The organism is Rothia amarae, from assembly GCF_014705945.2.
In the GTDB taxonomy this organism is placed as follows: domain Bacteria; phylum Actinomycetota; class Actinomycetes; order Actinomycetales; family Micrococcaceae; genus Rothia; species Rothia amarae.
In genome coordinates this window covers 166,473-182,731 of record NZ_CP061538.1, presented here as the reverse complement: position 1 = coordinate 182,731, position 16,259 = coordinate 166,473, and the positions used below count along the sequence as shown (strand labels likewise).

The 16,259-nt window shown below is 52.1% G+C and carries 16 protein-coding genes and 1 pseudogene; 8 read left to right on the top strand and 9 right to left on the bottom strand.

Annotation, left to right across the window (positions count from 1 at the left end; genetic code table 11):
* Window positions 1-4: 4 nt before the first annotated feature.
* The 4 genes from IDM48_RS00900 (at window position 5) to IDM48_RS00885 (ending at window position 2,097) form a co-directional block, all read left to right on the top strand.
* The gene (locus IDM48_RS00900) at window positions 5-406 is read left to right on the top strand and encodes a hypothetical protein (RefSeq protein ID WP_145177452.1); all 402 of its coding nucleotides are present in this window, start codon (window positions 5-7) and stop codon (window positions 404-406) included.
* Between the two features lie 97 nt (window positions 407-503).
* Window positions 504-1,064 carry an RNA polymerase sigma factor gene (locus IDM48_RS00895; protein ID WP_145177455.1) on the top strand — a complete coding sequence of 187 codons (561 nt, stop codon included), beginning with the start codon at window positions 504-506 and terminating at the stop codon, window positions 1,062-1,064.
* Window positions 1,055-1,651: an Asp23/Gls24 family envelope stress response protein gene (locus IDM48_RS00890; RefSeq protein ID WP_145177458.1), complete on the top strand. Its 597-nt coding sequence runs from the start codon at window positions 1,055-1,057 to the stop codon at window positions 1,649-1,651. The genes IDM48_RS00895 and IDM48_RS00890 overlap by 10 nt, the downstream gene beginning before the upstream one ends.
* Window positions 1,651-2,097, top strand: a complete 447-nt coding sequence (locus tag IDM48_RS00885) for a hypothetical protein (RefSeq protein ID WP_145177461.1) — start codon at window positions 1,651-1,653, stop codon at window positions 2,095-2,097. Before IDM48_RS00890 ends, IDM48_RS00885 begins: the two co-directional genes overlap by 1 nt.
* A gap of 21 nt (window positions 2,098-2,118) precedes the next feature.
* On the opposite strand, the gene IDM48_RS00880 is transcribed toward IDM48_RS00885, so the two are convergent.
* A complete protein-coding gene (locus IDM48_RS00880) occupies window positions 2,119-2,487 on the bottom strand; it encodes a hypothetical protein (protein WP_190617635.1) in 369 nt (122 codons plus the stop codon).
* Window positions 2,488-2,567: 80 nt separating this feature from the next.
* Window positions 2,568-3,239 (bottom strand): hypothetical protein, encoded by a 672-nt coding sequence (locus IDM48_RS00875; RefSeq protein WP_190617633.1) that lies wholly within the window; start codon window positions 3,237-3,239, stop codon window positions 2,568-2,570.
* A gap of 252 nt (window positions 3,240-3,491) precedes the next feature.
* Between IDM48_RS00875 and IDM48_RS00870 the strand changes: the two genes are divergently transcribed.
* The gene (locus tag IDM48_RS00870) at window positions 3,492-4,721 is read left to right on the top strand and encodes a Rib/alpha-like domain-containing protein (protein WP_190617632.1); all 1,230 of its coding nucleotides are present in this window, start codon (window positions 3,492-3,494) and stop codon (window positions 4,719-4,721) included.
* Between the two features lie 79 nt (window positions 4,722-4,800).
* On the opposite strand, the gene pdxR is transcribed toward IDM48_RS00870, so the two are convergent.
* On the bottom strand, window positions 4,801-6,306 hold the full coding sequence (gene pdxR / locus IDM48_RS00865; protein ID WP_190617630.1) for a MocR-like pyridoxine biosynthesis transcription factor PdxR: 1,506 nt from the start codon (window positions 6,304-6,306) through the stop codon (window positions 4,801-4,803).
* Between the two features lie 127 nt (window positions 6,307-6,433).
* On the opposite strand from pdxR, the gene pdxS reads away from it, so the two are divergent.
* Window positions 6,434-7,342 (top strand): pyridoxal 5'-phosphate synthase lyase subunit PdxS, encoded by a 909-nt coding sequence (pdxS, locus tag IDM48_RS00860; RefSeq protein ID WP_068169038.1) that lies wholly within the window; start codon window positions 6,434-6,436, stop codon window positions 7,340-7,342.
* A 330-nt stretch (window positions 7,343-7,672) separates the two neighbouring features.
* Complete coding sequence (gene pdxT / locus IDM48_RS00855; RefSeq protein WP_190617628.1) at window positions 7,673-8,275, top strand: pyridoxal 5'-phosphate synthase glutaminase subunit PdxT; 603 nt, start codon at window positions 7,673-7,675, stop codon at window positions 8,273-8,275.
* Between the two features lie 581 nt (window positions 8,276-8,856).
* On the opposite strand, the gene IDM48_RS00850 is transcribed toward pdxT, so the two are convergent.
* The 6 genes and pseudogenes from IDM48_RS00850 to IDM48_RS00825 all read right to left on the bottom strand — a co-directional run bounded on the left by IDM48_RS00850 (window position 8,857) and on the right by IDM48_RS00825 (window position 14,456).
* Window positions 8,857-11,175, bottom strand: a complete 2,319-nt coding sequence (locus IDM48_RS00850) for a DUF3427 domain-containing protein (protein ID WP_202939895.1) — start codon at window positions 11,173-11,175, stop codon at window positions 8,857-8,859.
* Between the two features lie 126 nt (window positions 11,176-11,301).
* A pseudogene (locus tag IDM48_RS11795) lies at window positions 11,302-11,424 on the bottom strand (phospholipase D-like domain-containing protein); the annotation flags it as partial.
* Window positions 11,425-11,616: 192 nt separating this feature from the next.
* Window positions 11,617-12,393: a transposase family protein gene (locus tag IDM48_RS00840; protein WP_190616923.1), complete on the bottom strand. Its 777-nt coding sequence runs from the start codon at window positions 12,391-12,393 to the stop codon at window positions 11,617-11,619.
* A gap of 284 nt (window positions 12,394-12,677) precedes the next feature.
* Window positions 12,678-13,073 carry a (deoxy)nucleoside triphosphate pyrophosphohydrolase gene (locus IDM48_RS00835; RefSeq protein ID WP_068169034.1) on the bottom strand — a complete coding sequence of 132 codons (396 nt, stop codon included), beginning with the start codon at window positions 13,071-13,073 and terminating at the stop codon, window positions 12,678-12,680.
* Window positions 13,074-13,198: 125 nt separating this feature from the next.
* Window positions 13,199-13,609, bottom strand: coding sequence for a hypothetical protein (locus IDM48_RS00830; RefSeq protein ID WP_190617627.1), 411 nt, complete (start codon window positions 13,607-13,609; stop codon window positions 13,199-13,201).
* A 184-nt stretch (window positions 13,610-13,793) separates the two neighbouring features.
* Window positions 13,794-14,456 carry a CPBP family intramembrane glutamic endopeptidase gene (locus IDM48_RS00825; RefSeq protein ID WP_190617625.1) on the bottom strand — a complete coding sequence of 221 codons (663 nt, stop codon included), beginning with the start codon at window positions 14,454-14,456 and terminating at the stop codon, window positions 13,794-13,796.
* A 55-nt stretch (window positions 14,457-14,511) separates the two neighbouring features.
* Between IDM48_RS00825 and IDM48_RS00820 the strand changes: the two genes are divergently transcribed.
* Window positions 14,512-16,203: a tryptophan-rich sensory protein gene (locus tag IDM48_RS00820; RefSeq protein ID WP_238397992.1), complete on the top strand. Its 1,692-nt coding sequence runs from the start codon at window positions 14,512-14,514 to the stop codon at window positions 16,201-16,203.
* Window positions 16,204-16,259: the final 56 nt, after the last annotated feature.

Genomic DNA, 16,259 nt, shown 5'->3' with positions numbered 1-16,259 from the left:
CGGTTTGATAGATTATCGCTTCCCTAAAAGCGAATCATCGAGGAGCCGTAGCGAACATGCTGGTGGCACCACAACCATCTCATCGCAGGCACTCACACAAATAGCGAGCCTAGCTATCGACAACACTCACAATATTTCTTCTCCTCATCCCTATCCCGGTCAAGAAATCAACTCTCCGCTCCCGTTTCAGATTGAGACAGAGGGGCAGACCCGCGAAATCATCATTGTTATAGATGAGGGTACGAGCGAGCGCACCGTTGCTTTGCCCGTGGAAATCCATGATGATGAGCAACTACCCCAAGAACTTGAAAACGAGGTCAAACAGAAAATTCGCCAGACCCTAGAAACCACAGCTGGCATCAAGGTATCAGACATAAAAATTGTTCAAACCATCCCGAACCATTAAATAAGTTCCCCTCTCTATGTAAAAATTGTGTAGATACGTATCGCAGGGTTAACCTGCCGGTACTGTGCACTTATCACGACTCAGGGAAAGGGGATGGGTGGCACCTTTTACTCGCGAAGTTTCTCACCTCTCGGACGCCATTCTTTGCGAACGCGCTGCCACCGGCGATTCAGCTGCTTTTCAGAGCCTGATTCGCCGCTATGCTCCTCTCATGCGAGCGTATGCGATTAGGCTGACCAGTAGCGCCTCTGATGCTGACGACGTACTCCAAGAAACTTTCATTAAAGCGTGGGAGAAGATAGATACTCTTCAGAATCCCGAGAAGGTCAAAAGCTGGCTGATGACTCTCACCAGTCGTAAAGCTATTGACCTGATGAGAACCCGCAAGTTAACCGTTGATTTAGATTCAGCGGCAAATACCGCACATCCTGGGATAAACCCTGAGGATAACGCCATTACAGACTCGCAGATTGTTCATTTAAGTGAGCTGCTCAAAACATTGCCGCTAGAGCAGCAGCAGGTATGGGTCATGCGTGAAATAGGTGGCTCTACTTATAAAGAAATTTCTGAAACGTTGAAGATTTCCGAAGGAACCGTACGAGGAAGATTAGCGCGCGCACGTGCAGCTTTAGTCAAAGGAATGGAGGGATGGAACTAATGAATAACGATGAACCCACCCTCGATACTTTGAGCATGTGGTTGCAGGACCAGCAAGACGGGGTGCAGACCCCTGAGCACCGCGAACTCACCCGGCATATCAACGAGTGCCCTTCATGTTCTCAGCGGATTGCTGCCCTCAAACGGGTGGATCAGGTCAGCGCTGATTTGGTATCAACAGAGGTTGCCGTTCAGAAAAAAGATACGACGTGGCTTGATGACCTCATGGCTAACCTCGTATTTGAGACTTTGGCGGGTCGTTCCATCCCCTTAAGCGCGGAGTACGACGTCGATAATTTCTCGATTACCGAAGGCGCTATCCTTGCGGCAATCCGCGGCGTTGCAGATTCTATGGAGAATCTCATTATTGGTCGCTGCCGTTTAGTGGGCGATGTTGAAGAGCCCACTTCACCGATTATTGTTCAAGTGAGTGCTACTGTGCGTTACGGTGCAGTGATTGCTGAGGTAACAGATCGACTGCGGGAACTCATCACAGCTGAGGTTCACCGTGTATGCGAGCTGAATATCGAAGCAATCGACATTGAAGTACAGGATATTTTTGGCAGCCCTCTAGAAGCAGGCGAATAATGACTTCCACTCATCTGGTAATTGGGCCTGGTTCAGGCGAGGACGCAGAGGACTCCGCAGAGCTTTCGCCGTTGCGGCAAGCCATTTTAGCGACTGAGGGTGTGGCACGCATCTACCCTCCTGCCAATGTACCGAGCAAGATTGTGCGCGCGGTGGGGGTCGCGGCATCGAGCGTACGCGCGGTAATCGAAGACTTTTTGCCTTCTGCGGAGGAGGACGCCGTGGCACACCGTAGTGTTGCTGTAGCTGAGAATGATGAAGGTTCCTCGGAGATTCGCGATGAAAAAATCCTAGACTCTGCGAGCTCCGAAGTAACCAGCATCTCGGTACGAATTGGCACCACTGCGCAGGCAAATGTGCCGCAGACAGTGCGTGCAGTGGCTCAGGCATTACGCAAAATCCACGGTGAACATGTAGCTGTCACCGTGGACGTAGTGCATATCTAAAGGCGGGTCTTAGTCCCTGCGTTACTGCTTGGGGCGGGATTCCTTCTCACCAGTGTTAGCGGCGTCTTCAGTTTTTTGCTGACGAGCTTGTGCCTCGCGGCGTGCTTTTGCCTCAGCGTAAAGCTTGGAGGACGAGCGGTTGATGCCGGTGCCCTGACCTAATTCGGGGTTGTTAGGCTTTTCCACCAGGATGAGCGTGGCGCACACTACCAAAGTCACCACAAAGACACCGCCGGCGAAAGTGAGCGCCAGAAGCACGTTGGGTTGGTTGTTGGTACCGCCGGTAGCGGTAATAAAGGTTCCCAAGAAAGTGATGATTGCCAGAACAGCTGCAATAATCAACGGGGCGGTTACCTGTTCTTTGAAACCACTCGGACGCTTTTCAGCCACTAAATCTCCTCCTGAAACATGTTCCGTACCAGTCTACGCGCCACGCCTGAATTCGGGCAGGGGTTTAGCCGGGGCGGGTGCTAATTATCTGTGGTGTTGGGCGCTTTTGTGCGATTGCCCCGGAGCGTAATCGCGCCAATGAGCAGAAATACTCCGGCAATGATTGCTCCCCCGCCGAGGGTGCCGAGGATTGCTTTGTCGCCAATTTCGCCAATAACGACGAGCGCCACGGCAGAAATAGTCATAATCAGACCTTCAAGTTGCCAGTCTTTCCCCAGGTCCAAGATGTGTTTGGTGCGCATACCGAGCAAAATTTTCAGAATACTTGCAATCCCCAACGCCAAGGCAACAATCACAATGAACATGAATTCACTGTGGGCAATGAGCAAAAGAAGAACGGCGGCTCCCGCCAGCACCAAACCTGCCGAGGTCAGCGATTGCCCAGCAGCGGCGTCGAAAAATCGTATCTTCTGCGCGGTAAATACCTGCGCCAGCCCAAGCGCCAGCAAAAAACCACCGGTCAGGATTTTCAGCGTGCCCAGCGTTGGCTCCTGCACAAACACGGTGATAAGACCAAAAATCAGGTAAATCGCAGCGGTAACGGATGCCGGCAGAACGAGCGCACGATGAGCACCTTGTTCGCCTCCCGGCTGGACGCGCGGCGTAGCTCCCGCATGCGGGGAAGAGACGTGTGCACGAGAGCGGTCTGAAGGAGCGGGGGTTTCTGAAAAATTATCTTGCGGTGAAGTCACAGGTTCTACCCTAGCGAAGAAAGCTGATGGTCTAAAAGGTAGAGGGCTTATTTATGAAGCTTAGCTTTCCCGCCTGGCACAGGCGGTCGAAATGTTTTATAAAAAGCCAAAATGTGTCTTTTCAGGTTCTCTTAACGTAAAGTTCAGTCTTTTTCCAGAAACATATTGCCCCTTGTGGGATAAGCCACTTAAATAAGAGTAGTTGAGTTTTGAAATACTCAATTCACGCATATCAGCTAGTAAGGAACCCAGATGAAAACATCAGCTCTTTTCTCCCCTGCCCGCACCTGCAAAGGAGGCGTAGCGCTCTTCGGAACCACCGCAGTCCTCGCCGCCGGCGTCATCGGTTTGGCACCTGCGCAGGCAGAAGAAACGCCCGCCGCGCCAGTTGCCACCGCCACCGCAGAACCTACCGTGGTTGAATCAGCACCCCCCGTTGCCGAGCAGACCGTCGTAGCCACCAAAGTTCCTGCTGCAGCAGAAACTCCTGTAGCTCTCGAGACCCCCGCAGCTCCTACCGCCACAGAGCCCACTGCAACTGCTACGCCCGCTGAGTCCACCCCTGCAGCAGAAGTACCTGTCAAAGACGCCGCTGCAGCTACCGCGGCAGACCAGTTCAATCCTTCCTGGGCTCCTATAACCATTGCAACAGGTGGAACCGGGACTGCCGCTTACACCGGCGATAACATCACCGTTCCTGCGGTTGCTCTCACCGCCAAGCCTGAAGGCTGGCAGGGTTCCTACGACGACGCCAACAAGTCTTTCTCCTTAACCGTTCCCGCAGATTTGGCACCCGGTGAGTACACCGTGCCAGTAGCAGTGGGCTATGGGGACGGCAGCGTGGATAAAACCTCCATCGTTGTGACCGTAACCGGCGCTGCAGCAGCTACATCCGACAGCGAAAAGTACTCTCCCTCATGGGATAAAGGAACCGTCACCCCCGGTGGAACCACCACCCTCAAGTACACTGGTGACGAAATTCTGACCGAGGCAACAGCGAATGGTCAGACACCTGAGGGGTGGATCATCACCCGCGCCCAAGAGAGCCGCGATTTCATTGTGACCGCCCCCGCCGATGTTCAACCTGGCTTTCAGCTGGTTCTGCCCATCACCGTAACCTATGGCGATGGCACCACTGATAGCGCAGATCTCACCGTAGACGTTGTAGCGGACGCCGTAGCGTCGACCCCCGTTGAAACTGAACAGCCCGCCCCTGCCCCCGTTGAAACTGAGCAACCTGCAGCGCCTGTAGCTCATGAGGCTCCTGCGCCTGCTCAGCCGGCAGCTCCCGTAACTGAAACCCCTGCCGCACCAGCTCCTGCGCCTACCCAGGCAGCTCCTGCTGTTGCAACTCCCGCGCCGGCTCCCGCCCCCGCGCTTGCCCACACCGGCGCAACCAGCATTGCAGTTCTCTCCGGTGCCGGTCTGCTACTGCTAGTCGGCGGCGCGGCACTGCTGTGGGGACGTCGTCGTTCGGCATAAGCTAGTTGGCTCTTAAGCCCAACGCGGCATTGCCTAGCAATAAATGAATCTTTCAGGCAGCTGAACCTCCCATCGAGGTTCAGCTCCTGCGTTTAAGCGCCGAAATCAGCAGCAGGAGTCCGCGCTGGAGCGCCCGGTCGCTGGCGGCGCCAAACCCCACCACAATACCGAACGCTCGTTCTTTTTCACTGGTTCCCGTATGCGACCAGTAGTCCCCCAGCGCGGCCGCTTTCACGCCGGACTCCTCCAGAATCTCTAACACTGCACGCTCGTCTGCCTCGGTTGCATAATCGCCAGAGAACTCCAGCACCACATGCAAACCGCCATCCATGGGGAGCACCTGCACCCAGGCGGGCATATCCCCGGTTGATAATATGTCCAGGAGCAGATTGCGGCGCCCCTTATAGAGCCTTCGCATCCGCCCGATGTGGCGGCGCACCCCGCCATCGCGCATAAACTCAGCCATCGCGTCCTGCACCATGGCTGAGACGGGTGAGCCTAAATCTTCCCGCAGTTCCCACAGCGGACCGGTCAACGCATCGGGCGCAATCATAAATCCCAGTCCCAGTCCGGGGCTAATAGTTTTAGCGAACGACCCGAGGGTAATGACGCGGTCGAGCGCAGCGGCACTTTCGCCGGCATCGCGGGCAAGAGCTGCAAGGGCAGGGAGTGGATCGCCCACGTAGCGTAGTTCCGAATCATAGTCGTCTTCCACAATATAGGCGTCATTTTCTGCGGCCCAGTTCAGCAGTTCCAGACGGCGCGCCACGGGCATCGAGGCCCCCAGCGGGTACTGGTGACTGGGGGCAACCAGTACGAGGTCAGGGCGATTTTCTGCTGGCAAATAGGCAGGATTCAGACCGTGATCATCTACAGGAATCGGCATAATTTCATGGTCAAAGGCCGCAGGAATTCGATGTAACGAAGGGTAGCCGGGGTTCTCCACGGCAATGCGCAGCGGACGGTCATGAATTTCCCGTCGCAGGGCAGAGAGCACCAGGCGGAAAGCGTCACGAGCACCGGCAGTCACCATAATCGATGCAGGCTCGCGCACTACCGACCGCATGAGCCGCAGGTGCTCGGCAAGCTGATATTGAAGTTCGGGGGAACCAGCCGCCGGGTGGGTTCGACCGGGGAGAGCAGCTGTATGGCGCCACGCCGATCGCCATGCCGAAGTGGCCAGCTGTGAGGTGTCGGGAATGCCCGGCCTCAGGTCAATGAACTGTCTCGTTGGCATAGTTTTGGGAATGGGTCGGACGCGCGGACTAGGAGACGGTTCCGGCAATGGGGGGCTCGCGGGTCGGGGTGGTGCGGAGGAATCAAACGCCACACTCACCGTGGTGCCGCCTTTTCCCGTAGAAACGTAGCCTTCACCCGCTAACTGCTCATATGCAGCGACCACCGAACCGCGCGAAACCCCTAACCGCGCCGCCAGCGTGCGCGTGGCGGGCAGGGAGTCTCCTCCAGCTAACGTTTGGCCAACAATGAGCGCGCGAATTTGTTCCGCAATCTGAGAAGGCAGAGAAGCGGTTGAATTTTTGTTGATCTGGAGCGGCAGTTCTGCCGAGGTGGATGAGCGAGCCATATCCTCAACCTACCGCGAGGGCGGGCGGGGCGTCGTCGTCTTTTCTGATGTTCACTCTCGGGTGGTCTAAAATTTTTATTGCTTTTTGGCTCTTTATTAGACCAATTTTTAGCGGCACTGTGGTGATATGACTGAAAATAACAACGAAGTAACCGGATCCCCCCTCGTCAAGCGCGGCTTGGCAGACATGCTCAAGGGCGGCGTTATCATGGACGTCGTCACCCCAGAACAGGCAAAAATTGCCGAGGACGCCGGCGCAGTAGCCGTCATGGCACTCGAACGAGTTCCCGCAGATATTCGCGCGCAGGGCGGCGTGGCACGTATGTCCGACCCAGACATGATTGAAGGCATCATCGACGCCGTTTCCATTCCCGTGATGGCAAAGGCACGCATCGGCCACTTTGTTGAAGCGCAGATTCTCGAAGCGCTCAAAGTCGACTACATCGACGAATCAGAGGTGCTATCCCCCGCTGACTACGTCAACCACATCGATAAGCAGAACTTCAAAGTTCCTTTCGTTTGCGGTGCAACCAATCTCGGCGAAGCACTACGCCGTATCGCCGAAGGTGCCGCTATGATTCGCTCCAAGGGTGAAGCCGGCACCGGCGACGTTTCCGAAGCTACCAAGCATATTCGCACTATCAAGTCACAGATTGCTGAGCTTCAGGCACTTTACGCGGTCTCACCCGATCTGCTCTATGTGAAGGCTAAGGAGCTTGCGGCTCCTTACGATATCGTTCTTGAGGTTGCTCGTACCGGCAAACTTCCCGTGGTTCTCTTTACTGCTGGCGGTGTGGCAACCCCTGCCGACGCAGCCATGATGATGCAACTCGGCGCCGACGGCGTGTTCGTAGGCTCCGGCATCTTTAAGTCCGGAAACCCCGAAGCACGCGCCAAAGCAATCGTGAAGGCAACCGCACAGTACGACGACGCCCTCGCAGTTGCCGACGCGTCCCGCGGCCTGGGTGAAGCAATGGTCGGCATCAACGTAGCTGACCTGCCCGCGCCTCACCGCCTTGCTGAGCGTGGTTGGTAAATTTCGCGGGTGCGAGCTAGCGAGCACGCAAAGAGCGGAATTTACCTGCGAGCATAGCGAAGCGGCGAGCAGTAAGAAACTGTGAGCGAAGCGAACTCCTAGCGAGGGCTATGGGAAATAGGTCAGCGAGGGAGTGCTCCTCCAGCCCGGCGCAGCATCGGCAAGCTATCCTTCTCGCCTGCCTCGCTAGCGCTCGCAAAGGCGATTCATGCCAGCCCCAGCCAGCTTGCCTCTAGCTGCGCCGGGCTGTCGGAGGAGGCACTCCGCAACGCCTAAAACTACCCAAGAAATCTTGTAATTACACATTTTCCTGCATTGAAGGTCTTTCATATGAGCAAACTTTCCGGCGCCGGCAAGACCGTGGGCGTTCTCGCACTTCAGGGCGGGGTTTCCGAACACGCTGAACTGTTATGTTCTTTAGGCGCCGATGTGGTGCTCGTGAAAAAGGCTTCTCATCTGGAAGGCTCAGATGCGCTGGTTCTTCCCGGCGGAGAGTCCTCCACGATTGATCGTTTGACGCGCATTTTGGGACTGCGCGATGCACTTATCGATGCTATTTCTGGAGGACTGCCCACGCTTGGAACGTGCGCCGGGCTGATTATGCTCTCGCGCGAAATCACTGACCCTGCGCCCGGTCAGCAGTCCCTGGGACTATTGAACGTGACCGTTGACCGCAATGCCTTTGGCTCGCAGGTTGCTTCTGCCGAAACAGTGCTCGATTGGAAGAGCCCTTCCAGCAAATCGCACCCCGTTAAGGCGGCGTTTATCCGGGCGCCGCGCATCGTTTCTGCAGGTGAGGGCGTGGACGTTACCGCCCGCTACAACGGCGAAATCGTGGGTGCACGCCAAGGCAACCTTCTGGGAATATCGTTCCACCCCGAACTGTGCGGCGAGACGGCGGTGCATGAGGAGTTGCTGGGGTTGATGAAGTAGGGAGCCCCTACTCCCCCGAGTTTGTATCAAACTTTTGCGCCTGCACCACGATTTGTCTGGTACGCAGCAAAAAGTTTGATACAAACTCACCTTCCGCCACTTTGTACCAGATTAATAAAAGTGGACCACATGCCGTACGGTCCGTTTTCGGTTTTCTGGTATAAACTTCTCGGCTCGAGCAGGAGTCCTCTTCCGCGGGGACCCACCCCGCCAGAAATAATGAGACTTATAGCTGACTAGTGTGGATACGCTGATTTAATGAAATCATGTACAAAATATTCAGTATTGCTTTCGGGGTTTTATCTATTCTGCTAGGGATTGCCTTTTTCGTTTGGCGAACCACGCTCCTTGGAGACTTTGAGGCCACCGGGTCTGCTCGCTTCGTAACAACGTTGGTGGGTTTTGCCCTCATCGCTGGCGGAGGCCTCATAATTTCGGGCGGAATAAAGATGCCGCCACGCGAGAAAAAATAACGTGGACGACGTCGCGGAGAAAGACAACGCACAACTCACGCAACTATGGTCAATTCTTAGGCGTTTTGACGCTCAAAACGCCTAAGAATTGACCACAGTTCAGAATCCTTAGATTCGCTCGGCAGAGATTCGCTCATCAGTAGCTTTAGTCAAATAGTCATAAAGCCCGCGCTCGAGCGGGTGTTTAAAGTCCAACCGCATATTGACGATATCTGCATTCGTTCTCGTCTTCGTCTCTTTTGCATCTCTGGGGTCTGCCTGCCCAAGATATACGAAGTCGGTGCCCTCAGCGTCATCCTTCTTAACGAATACATCAAGCTTCAAAGCCCCTTCAGCGATCTGCTTCTCCACTTTATGTTTCAAAGTCCGAGTATGTTTTGTGTACCAAAACATTGTGCGCTCGTCTTCTAGATGATCCTGATAGTTAATTGCTTCATCAATATCTTCAGACTTATGGTAGGTAATAAATATCGGGCATGTTCCCGTCACAAAGTCAGGTTTATACCCATACATTGTGGATTGATGATTAGCACGCCAGTTCAAAAGGCGGCACACATCTTTACGGCTGTACCTCTCTCCCACCAGAAGCTCCCCAGTACGAGCATACAAATGGTCATTAAGATATAAACCGGTTTGAATGGAATCATCTATGTGAGACTTGAAATAAGGATTATTTTCGTATGCTTCTTTAAACTTTGGAGAAATACTAAATTTATCTTCGGTTCGTAGAATAATCGGCTCATTATCGAAGATTTTCTTTTCTGCATCGGTAAAGAATTGTAGCGTGAGTATTGATTCAACCGAAGCCATTATCTGACTGTTATAGACCGCCCCATACGTAACGAAAAGATTTATAACTTCATCGTCGGTTAAATGATTTTTCTGTAGTAAATCTCTTACCAGCAGAAGTTCATGCGGACGTTTACCATTCATCAGCTCTCGGTCAAACAAGCATAGATAACCGCGCTCTAATGGACTTAGCTCTTCCTCTGCGCGCTTAATTTGCTTAAGAAAATCCCAATAGGTCGGACGTTGTCCCGTTGTAGTTATGAAAGCAGTCGGCCGGGCTGTATCAAATCGAGCAAAATCATATCTGGAGGGTATTCTGCCCAGCCGATACTCTAACTCTCTAAAAGATTCTTTCAGGCTTGCCAAACTATTAAGTTTGACTTTTTCAAGAGCCTCAAGAACTCTTTCTTGTGCGATTTCGTCGAAACTAATACTCGATACGCCTGCAACCGAGCCCTGTTGCCGAGCAGTTATCATGCTCTTACGAACAGACTCTTTATCTAAGCTTTTGTTTCCAAAAAGAGCGATAGGAATAAGAAAGTTATTCTTGTAATTACCAATAAAATCAATAACTCTCAGATGAGATTTGTTCTTGGCTTTTCTTAGCCCTCGGCCTAACTGCTGGGTAAAAATAATCGAAGAATTAGTATTTCGAAGCATAACCACTTGGTTTACAGCAGGGATATCAATACCTTCATTGAAAATATCAACGGTGAGAAGATAATCGACCTCACCGCTTTCGAGTCTTTTTACTTGCAGTTCTCTTTCCTCAGCAGGAGCTGCACCTGAAAGAGCTACCGTACGAAGTTGCTTCCCATTCACTGAACGCTGATTAAGTTCCGCAGACAGCTCAGCAGCTTCCTCATTACGACTGCAAAAAATAAGGCCTCGTGCATCTCTTAGGTGCCCGTACTTCTCCAGATTTTTTACGATATGGTCCACGCGAGAGCTCATAATAAGGCGGGAAAGCTGAGATGTTTCATCAATTGTTGTTCCATCAGCATCAACAAAGTCCGTCACACCGTAGTAGCTAAAAGGAACAAGCATCTGCTCTTCTAATGCCCTCTGAAGCCGGATCTCATAAGGAACATTATGGTCAAACAGCTCATAAATATTGAAAGAGTCGCTACGTTCAGGAGTCGCTGTTAGACCTAACAGAAAATATGGCTCAAAATACTCGATAAGTCTTTGATAAGAATCTGCTCCAGCTTTATGAACCTCATCTATGATGATCAGATCGAAGTGATCCTTCGGAATTTTACAAAGAGTTTCCTCTTTAGAAATCGTTTGAATTGTGGCGAATACATACTTCCGGTCAATTTCACGGCGAGCGCCCACAAACTTTCCAAATTCATTCTCAGGAGCATCAAGAACCTTTATGAACTCTTGGGTAGCTTTGTTCAGAATCTGGTCTCGGTGCACAACAAATAACACTCTCGAAGGACGCGACTGTCTAACCGCCAACGCAGCCAAAATTGTCTTACCAGTGCCCGTTGCAGAAATAACAAGAGCTCGTTTCTCACCAGAATCCTGCACCTTCTTGATTTGCTCAAGAGCTTCAGCTTGCATGGCATTGGGAGTAATTTCTCCAACAGGAACTATTTGCTCGGTGTTAATTTCAAAAGCAGTTGGATGCACCTGGGGGCGTCGTCGTCCCTCATATTCTCTAATCCACTGAGGAGTTAGAACAGACGAGAACTTTTTCAGCCTCTCGATAGCTTCTTCTAGTTGAGCGATGACGTCGCCGTCGGGGAACGCTGAAAACCGAAGGTTCCATTCTTCGTTACGAAGAAGTGCCCCACGCGTAAGATTTGAGCTGCCGATAATCGCAGTTGAGGTACCCGCATGATGCTGAAAAATATAACCTTTGCTATGAAAAGCATCGATTGAATCATTGAGAACGCGAACTTCGATGTTCTCTAACGTAAGAAGTTCTTCAAAAACACCCGGGTCATTGAAATCTAAATATGTGGAGGTATATATCGTTCCCCGGCCCTGAAAATCTAAAAGCTCCTGTTTGAGCAGTGCAAGACCAGAGCTACTAATAAAGGCTACGGAGAATTGGAAACTCTTTGAGGCTTATTCAAAAGTCCTCCCAGCCGCATAAAACACCAGACCCCGCACCACCGAAAACACCTGCCGATACAAACTCAACGGCCGCCTAAACCCCGAATAAAGAACCCGCCAGGTCTTCACTTGAGCGATAACCCGCTCCACCACAGCCCGTAATCTATTGATAATGCGATTATTATCCTTGACACCCTGAGGCACTTTCACACCAGGCTTACGCCTGGTCGGGGTTGCTAACCCCAGGCCTATATAGCCCTTATCGGCCAGAGTCGAGGAATCCAGTAGCTGATCTAGCCCGTGAGCTCTGAAAGCATGAGCATCATGCCTTGCCCCGGGTAGCGGGTCAGTGATGACTAAGAGCCTGCCATCGAGGGTGCAGATGACTTGGTGGTTGAAACCGGTTCGTTTATGTTTGCCCGAAAAATTTGTTTTTCCTAGTGAACGCCAGTTCCAGGTGGGTACAAGAGTTCCATCGACAACCAAAGAACCTGGTACATCCAGGCTCATTTTCAAAGGCTGTTCTAGAGGTTTGAAGACCTTTGCAAGCGCCTTTTCGATAGTGTTGATGGTCCGTGAGATAGTAGGTTGCGAGACGGTGAAGATTTCAGCAAGTAGCTCTTCGGTGAGATTGTGTCGGTGGTAGAGCAGAGTGGTTTTGAGTGCCTGAGCTGGAGTGAGGGCTGGTGGTCTTCCTCCTGGTTTACCCCAGATGAGTTGGTTGGTCAGGGCTGTCAGTAGAGCGGCAAATTGCGTGGCGGTAAGGCCGGTTGTACGCTGGTGGTGCAACGGTTCTTCCTGGTGCGGTTTGAGAATATTTGTGGTTATTTATCCTCAAGGTTGCCGCTATGGTGGGGCCGTTGTCTAGTTGGTGGGTGTGAGGTGTGTGCATACTTTTGAATAAGCCTCTTTGAGCGCCTCAGTTCTCCTAGTATTGCTCTGAGCATGGTTAGTTCGCTCTGGTTGGAGAATAATATCGGGTTATAAGCGCGTTGAGAGGAGACTGTACTATCTATAAAACCAAATTTGGTATCAGCTGAAAGCTCAGTCATGGGGGAAGAAGAGTTCATAGATTAGCTCAGCTCTTTTTGAATCTTTTTAAAAGCCGGGATATCGGCAGGTGCCCATTCCAATTGAGAGAGCTTATCGGGAGTTAACCATCTAATTTGTGCGTGTTCGGTCAAGGTAGGCTCACCAGTGGTAAGGGCACAGTAGAAAGTAGTGAGGGTGACGATCCCAAAATCATATTCAAAGGTAGTGGACTCAACTTGATCGCCGATCTCAGCACCGATGAGAAGCTCTTCTTCGAGTTCCCGTTTCAAAGCTTCTTGAGGCGTTTCTCCTGGCTCAATTTTTCCGCCTGGAAATTCCCACAACAGTGGGAGTGTCATACTCTTACCCCTCTGGGCACAGAGGACTTTACCGTTTTGGAGTAAAACTGCACCGACTACATCAATCCGTTTTTTCACAAGACTGCTTTCTGAATAAAAATCTACTATCAGCAGCTTAGATTTTTTGTTCAGTTACGTCGAGGCTACAACCTCACCCACAATTTATATGACGGCAAATTTCTCCCGCCCTACCCTCACACCCCCTACTTCTTCGGCCATTGCGCGTACTTTAGCGCATCCTTCCTCAGCCGAAAAAGCATCACCATATTCGTACCTAACATGGCCGCGCCGATGCACCAGAAAATAATGTTGCCCCAAGCGGTCGATGCGTCTATTTGCGCCACAGCGGCTACGTCAAAAGCAAACCGCATCAGCGCAGCCATCAACGCTATGCCCACAATATAAACCCTGAATTTGTTATACATCTTCTGCCAGCCCCGTTTTCCCAAGCCACCGGCGGGGAGATCAACCTGGTTGACAGATGTAACCATCCAGTGCGTTGACACGAGCAAAAACGCGAGCGGAATAAGCGTGACCATCACGCTCGCAAAAAGATTTTCCTGCGGATGCGGCACCAAAAACAGACCTATCGCGTTCACCGCGACAACACCCACTACCACGGCACGAAACTTTCTGATTCCCGGCGGCGACGGTTCCGCTGGCGGGCGACCCGAAAGTCCGTTTGGGTCATGTAGCTGCCAGGGGTTGAGGTCCAGCGGCTCGTCAAACTCAAGATCGTCATCGCTATGTTTATCAGTGATGTGCTCTTCTTCCCCCGTACCTCTAGGTAAGGTGCGCCTAGATAAGATGCGGCAGAATCAGCAGCATGCCTAGGCTCCACGAAATATGCAAAACACAAGCGGAAACAAGGGAGCCTGTACGGCGAGCTTCAAGCGTGGCAGGCACGCCAACGGCAATTGCTGCAAGTGCCAGCAGGGGTACACCCATTGCAGCAGTCACAGCAATGTACAGCACAAGGCTAATGAGTGCGCGAGTGCGCCAGGTGCCTGGCAAATAGTCCATAGCGATACGTCGGAAAAAGACTTCTTCGCCCACACCGTTGATGGCGGTAGTAAGAATTGTTACCCACAATAGTCCGTAACGGGCGTTATCTAACAGCGAATCCACCGGTCCTGCCAGCACAGGAATATAGCGCACCAAAAATGCGCCTGCCAAAAAGATAAGCAAAAGACCAATGCCAATGCCAAGACCTCGAAGAGCATCCTTGCCAGCGCGTTGTGCTAGAAAAGCGGGATGAGACCGCGGGCAAAGAGCCCAGGTAATGAAGTAAACAGCAGCCACCGCAAAGGTAGCAACGTAGAAAACAAGACCACCATCGGGCGCTGCCGAAGCAATTCCTAAACCTATAGCGGCGGCAAGAGCTGGTATGAGAACAGCTCCCAGAACTTGCTGTGGACTGGGCCGGTTGGAAACCTCGGAGAGGGATGTATCGCGCGTCATCAAAGTGCTAAAGTCTTTCTAAGTTTACTTATCTATTTAATCTAAGGATATGTTAGTGAAAGACGGAAAAGATAGAGTAGCGCTTGTAACGGGTTCAACAGGTTACATCGGCGGCCAACTCATTATCGAATTACTCAAAAATGGCTGGGCAGTTAAAGCGCTCTCACGCGATCGCGCTAAAGCTGAACATCAGTCATGGGGCAAGCACATTGTGCCAGAAGGCTCCACTGCTCATAGCGGCCAGGTAGAAGTTATTGAGGGAGACCTCGAAGACAAAGAGGCTCTCGACCGCGCCTGTGCAGGCGTGAACGTCGCATGGTATCTAGTGCATTCTATGAGCGAGGGTTCTGACTTCCGCGCACAGGATAAAAAGATGGTCGAAAAGTTCGTGGAGTCAGCTAAACCTGCCGGCATTGAACGCGTGGTGTATCTGAGTGGTCTTCACCCAGAAAATGGTGAGCTCTCAGAGCATCTAGCTTCTCGCGTAGAAGTTGGCGACATTCTCTTGAATTCGGGCATCCCCACCGCCGTTCTGCAAGCGGGAATTGTGATTGGTGATGGCTCGGAGTCTTTCTCCATGCTTCGACACACGGCCGAGCGTCTACCCGGAATTGTTGGTCCTGGCTGGATGCGCAACAAAGTAACTCCGGTAGGTATAAAAGATGCTCTCTTTTACCTTCGCAAAGCAGCAGATTTTCCTGCCGACATCAACCGCACCTTCGATATTGGTGCCCGTGAGACGGTTCCTTATATTGAGATGATTCGCCGCTATAGCGAAATTGCTCTCAAGGTTCCCCGCGTTATCTTCATTGCCCCGGTGATTACGCAGAACTTAGCAGCTACCTGGATTTCGCTGATTACCCCCTTGAAGAAGAAGATGGCTTTGCCTCTTATTCAGAGCTTGGAACATAATACGGTAGTAAAAGAGCGAGATATCATCGAGCTTGCCGGCGAACCCGAGGGCGGCATCTCCTCCTTTGAAGACGCCGTCAAGCATGCTCTACGCACTGTTGATACAGGCTTATGGGCGCGCACGGCCTGGGGCACAACGGGAGCGGTCGTCGCTACTGCAATAGTTGGTTCTTTACTCACCGATCCTGAAAATCGTTGGTACAAGAATCTCAAGAAGCCAAGCTGGCAGCCTCCTGCCCTGGCTTTCCCCATTGTGTGGACTGCTCTTTACGCTGATATCGCTGCTATCAGTTCCCTCGTACTTGCAGATGCGCAGGAAAAGGCGCGCGCCGGTGAGCAGGACGGCACGAAAGAAGCTAAATCCTACGCGGTAGCCTTGGGGGCTAATTTGGTTCTCAATGCAACATGGAGTGGACTCTTCTTCCGCTCCCGCAGACCATGGTTGGCAGCAGTAGAGTCAGTTGCGCTAGCAGCTAGTTCGATTGATCTTGCACGACGCGCGGGGCAGTCTTCTGCTGAACGTGGAGTAGCTCTTGCTCCCTACGGTGCGTGGACTTCTTTCGCTGTCGTTCTTAACTCTGTCATTGCCTATCTCAACCGTGATTCCCGTACTCCTTTGCAGAAAGTAGTAGACCGCGGCTTGGTAGCTGGTCAGCGCAGTGCCGATTTAGCCCAGGAAGGTTGCAACAGTCTTGGTAAGGGTGCGAAATTCGCGCTACGCAAGGGGGTAGGTCTGGCTCTTCGGTCTTTCCCGCCGTATGTGGTAGCTTCACGTGGCCTGAAGATTTATCGCACCGCGCAGCGGGGTCGAAAGACTTTCAAGAAATGGATGTAGAAAACTAGGGCTTCTTATTTCTGGTCAAACAGTTAAGGAGAAACTGCCGCACTCCT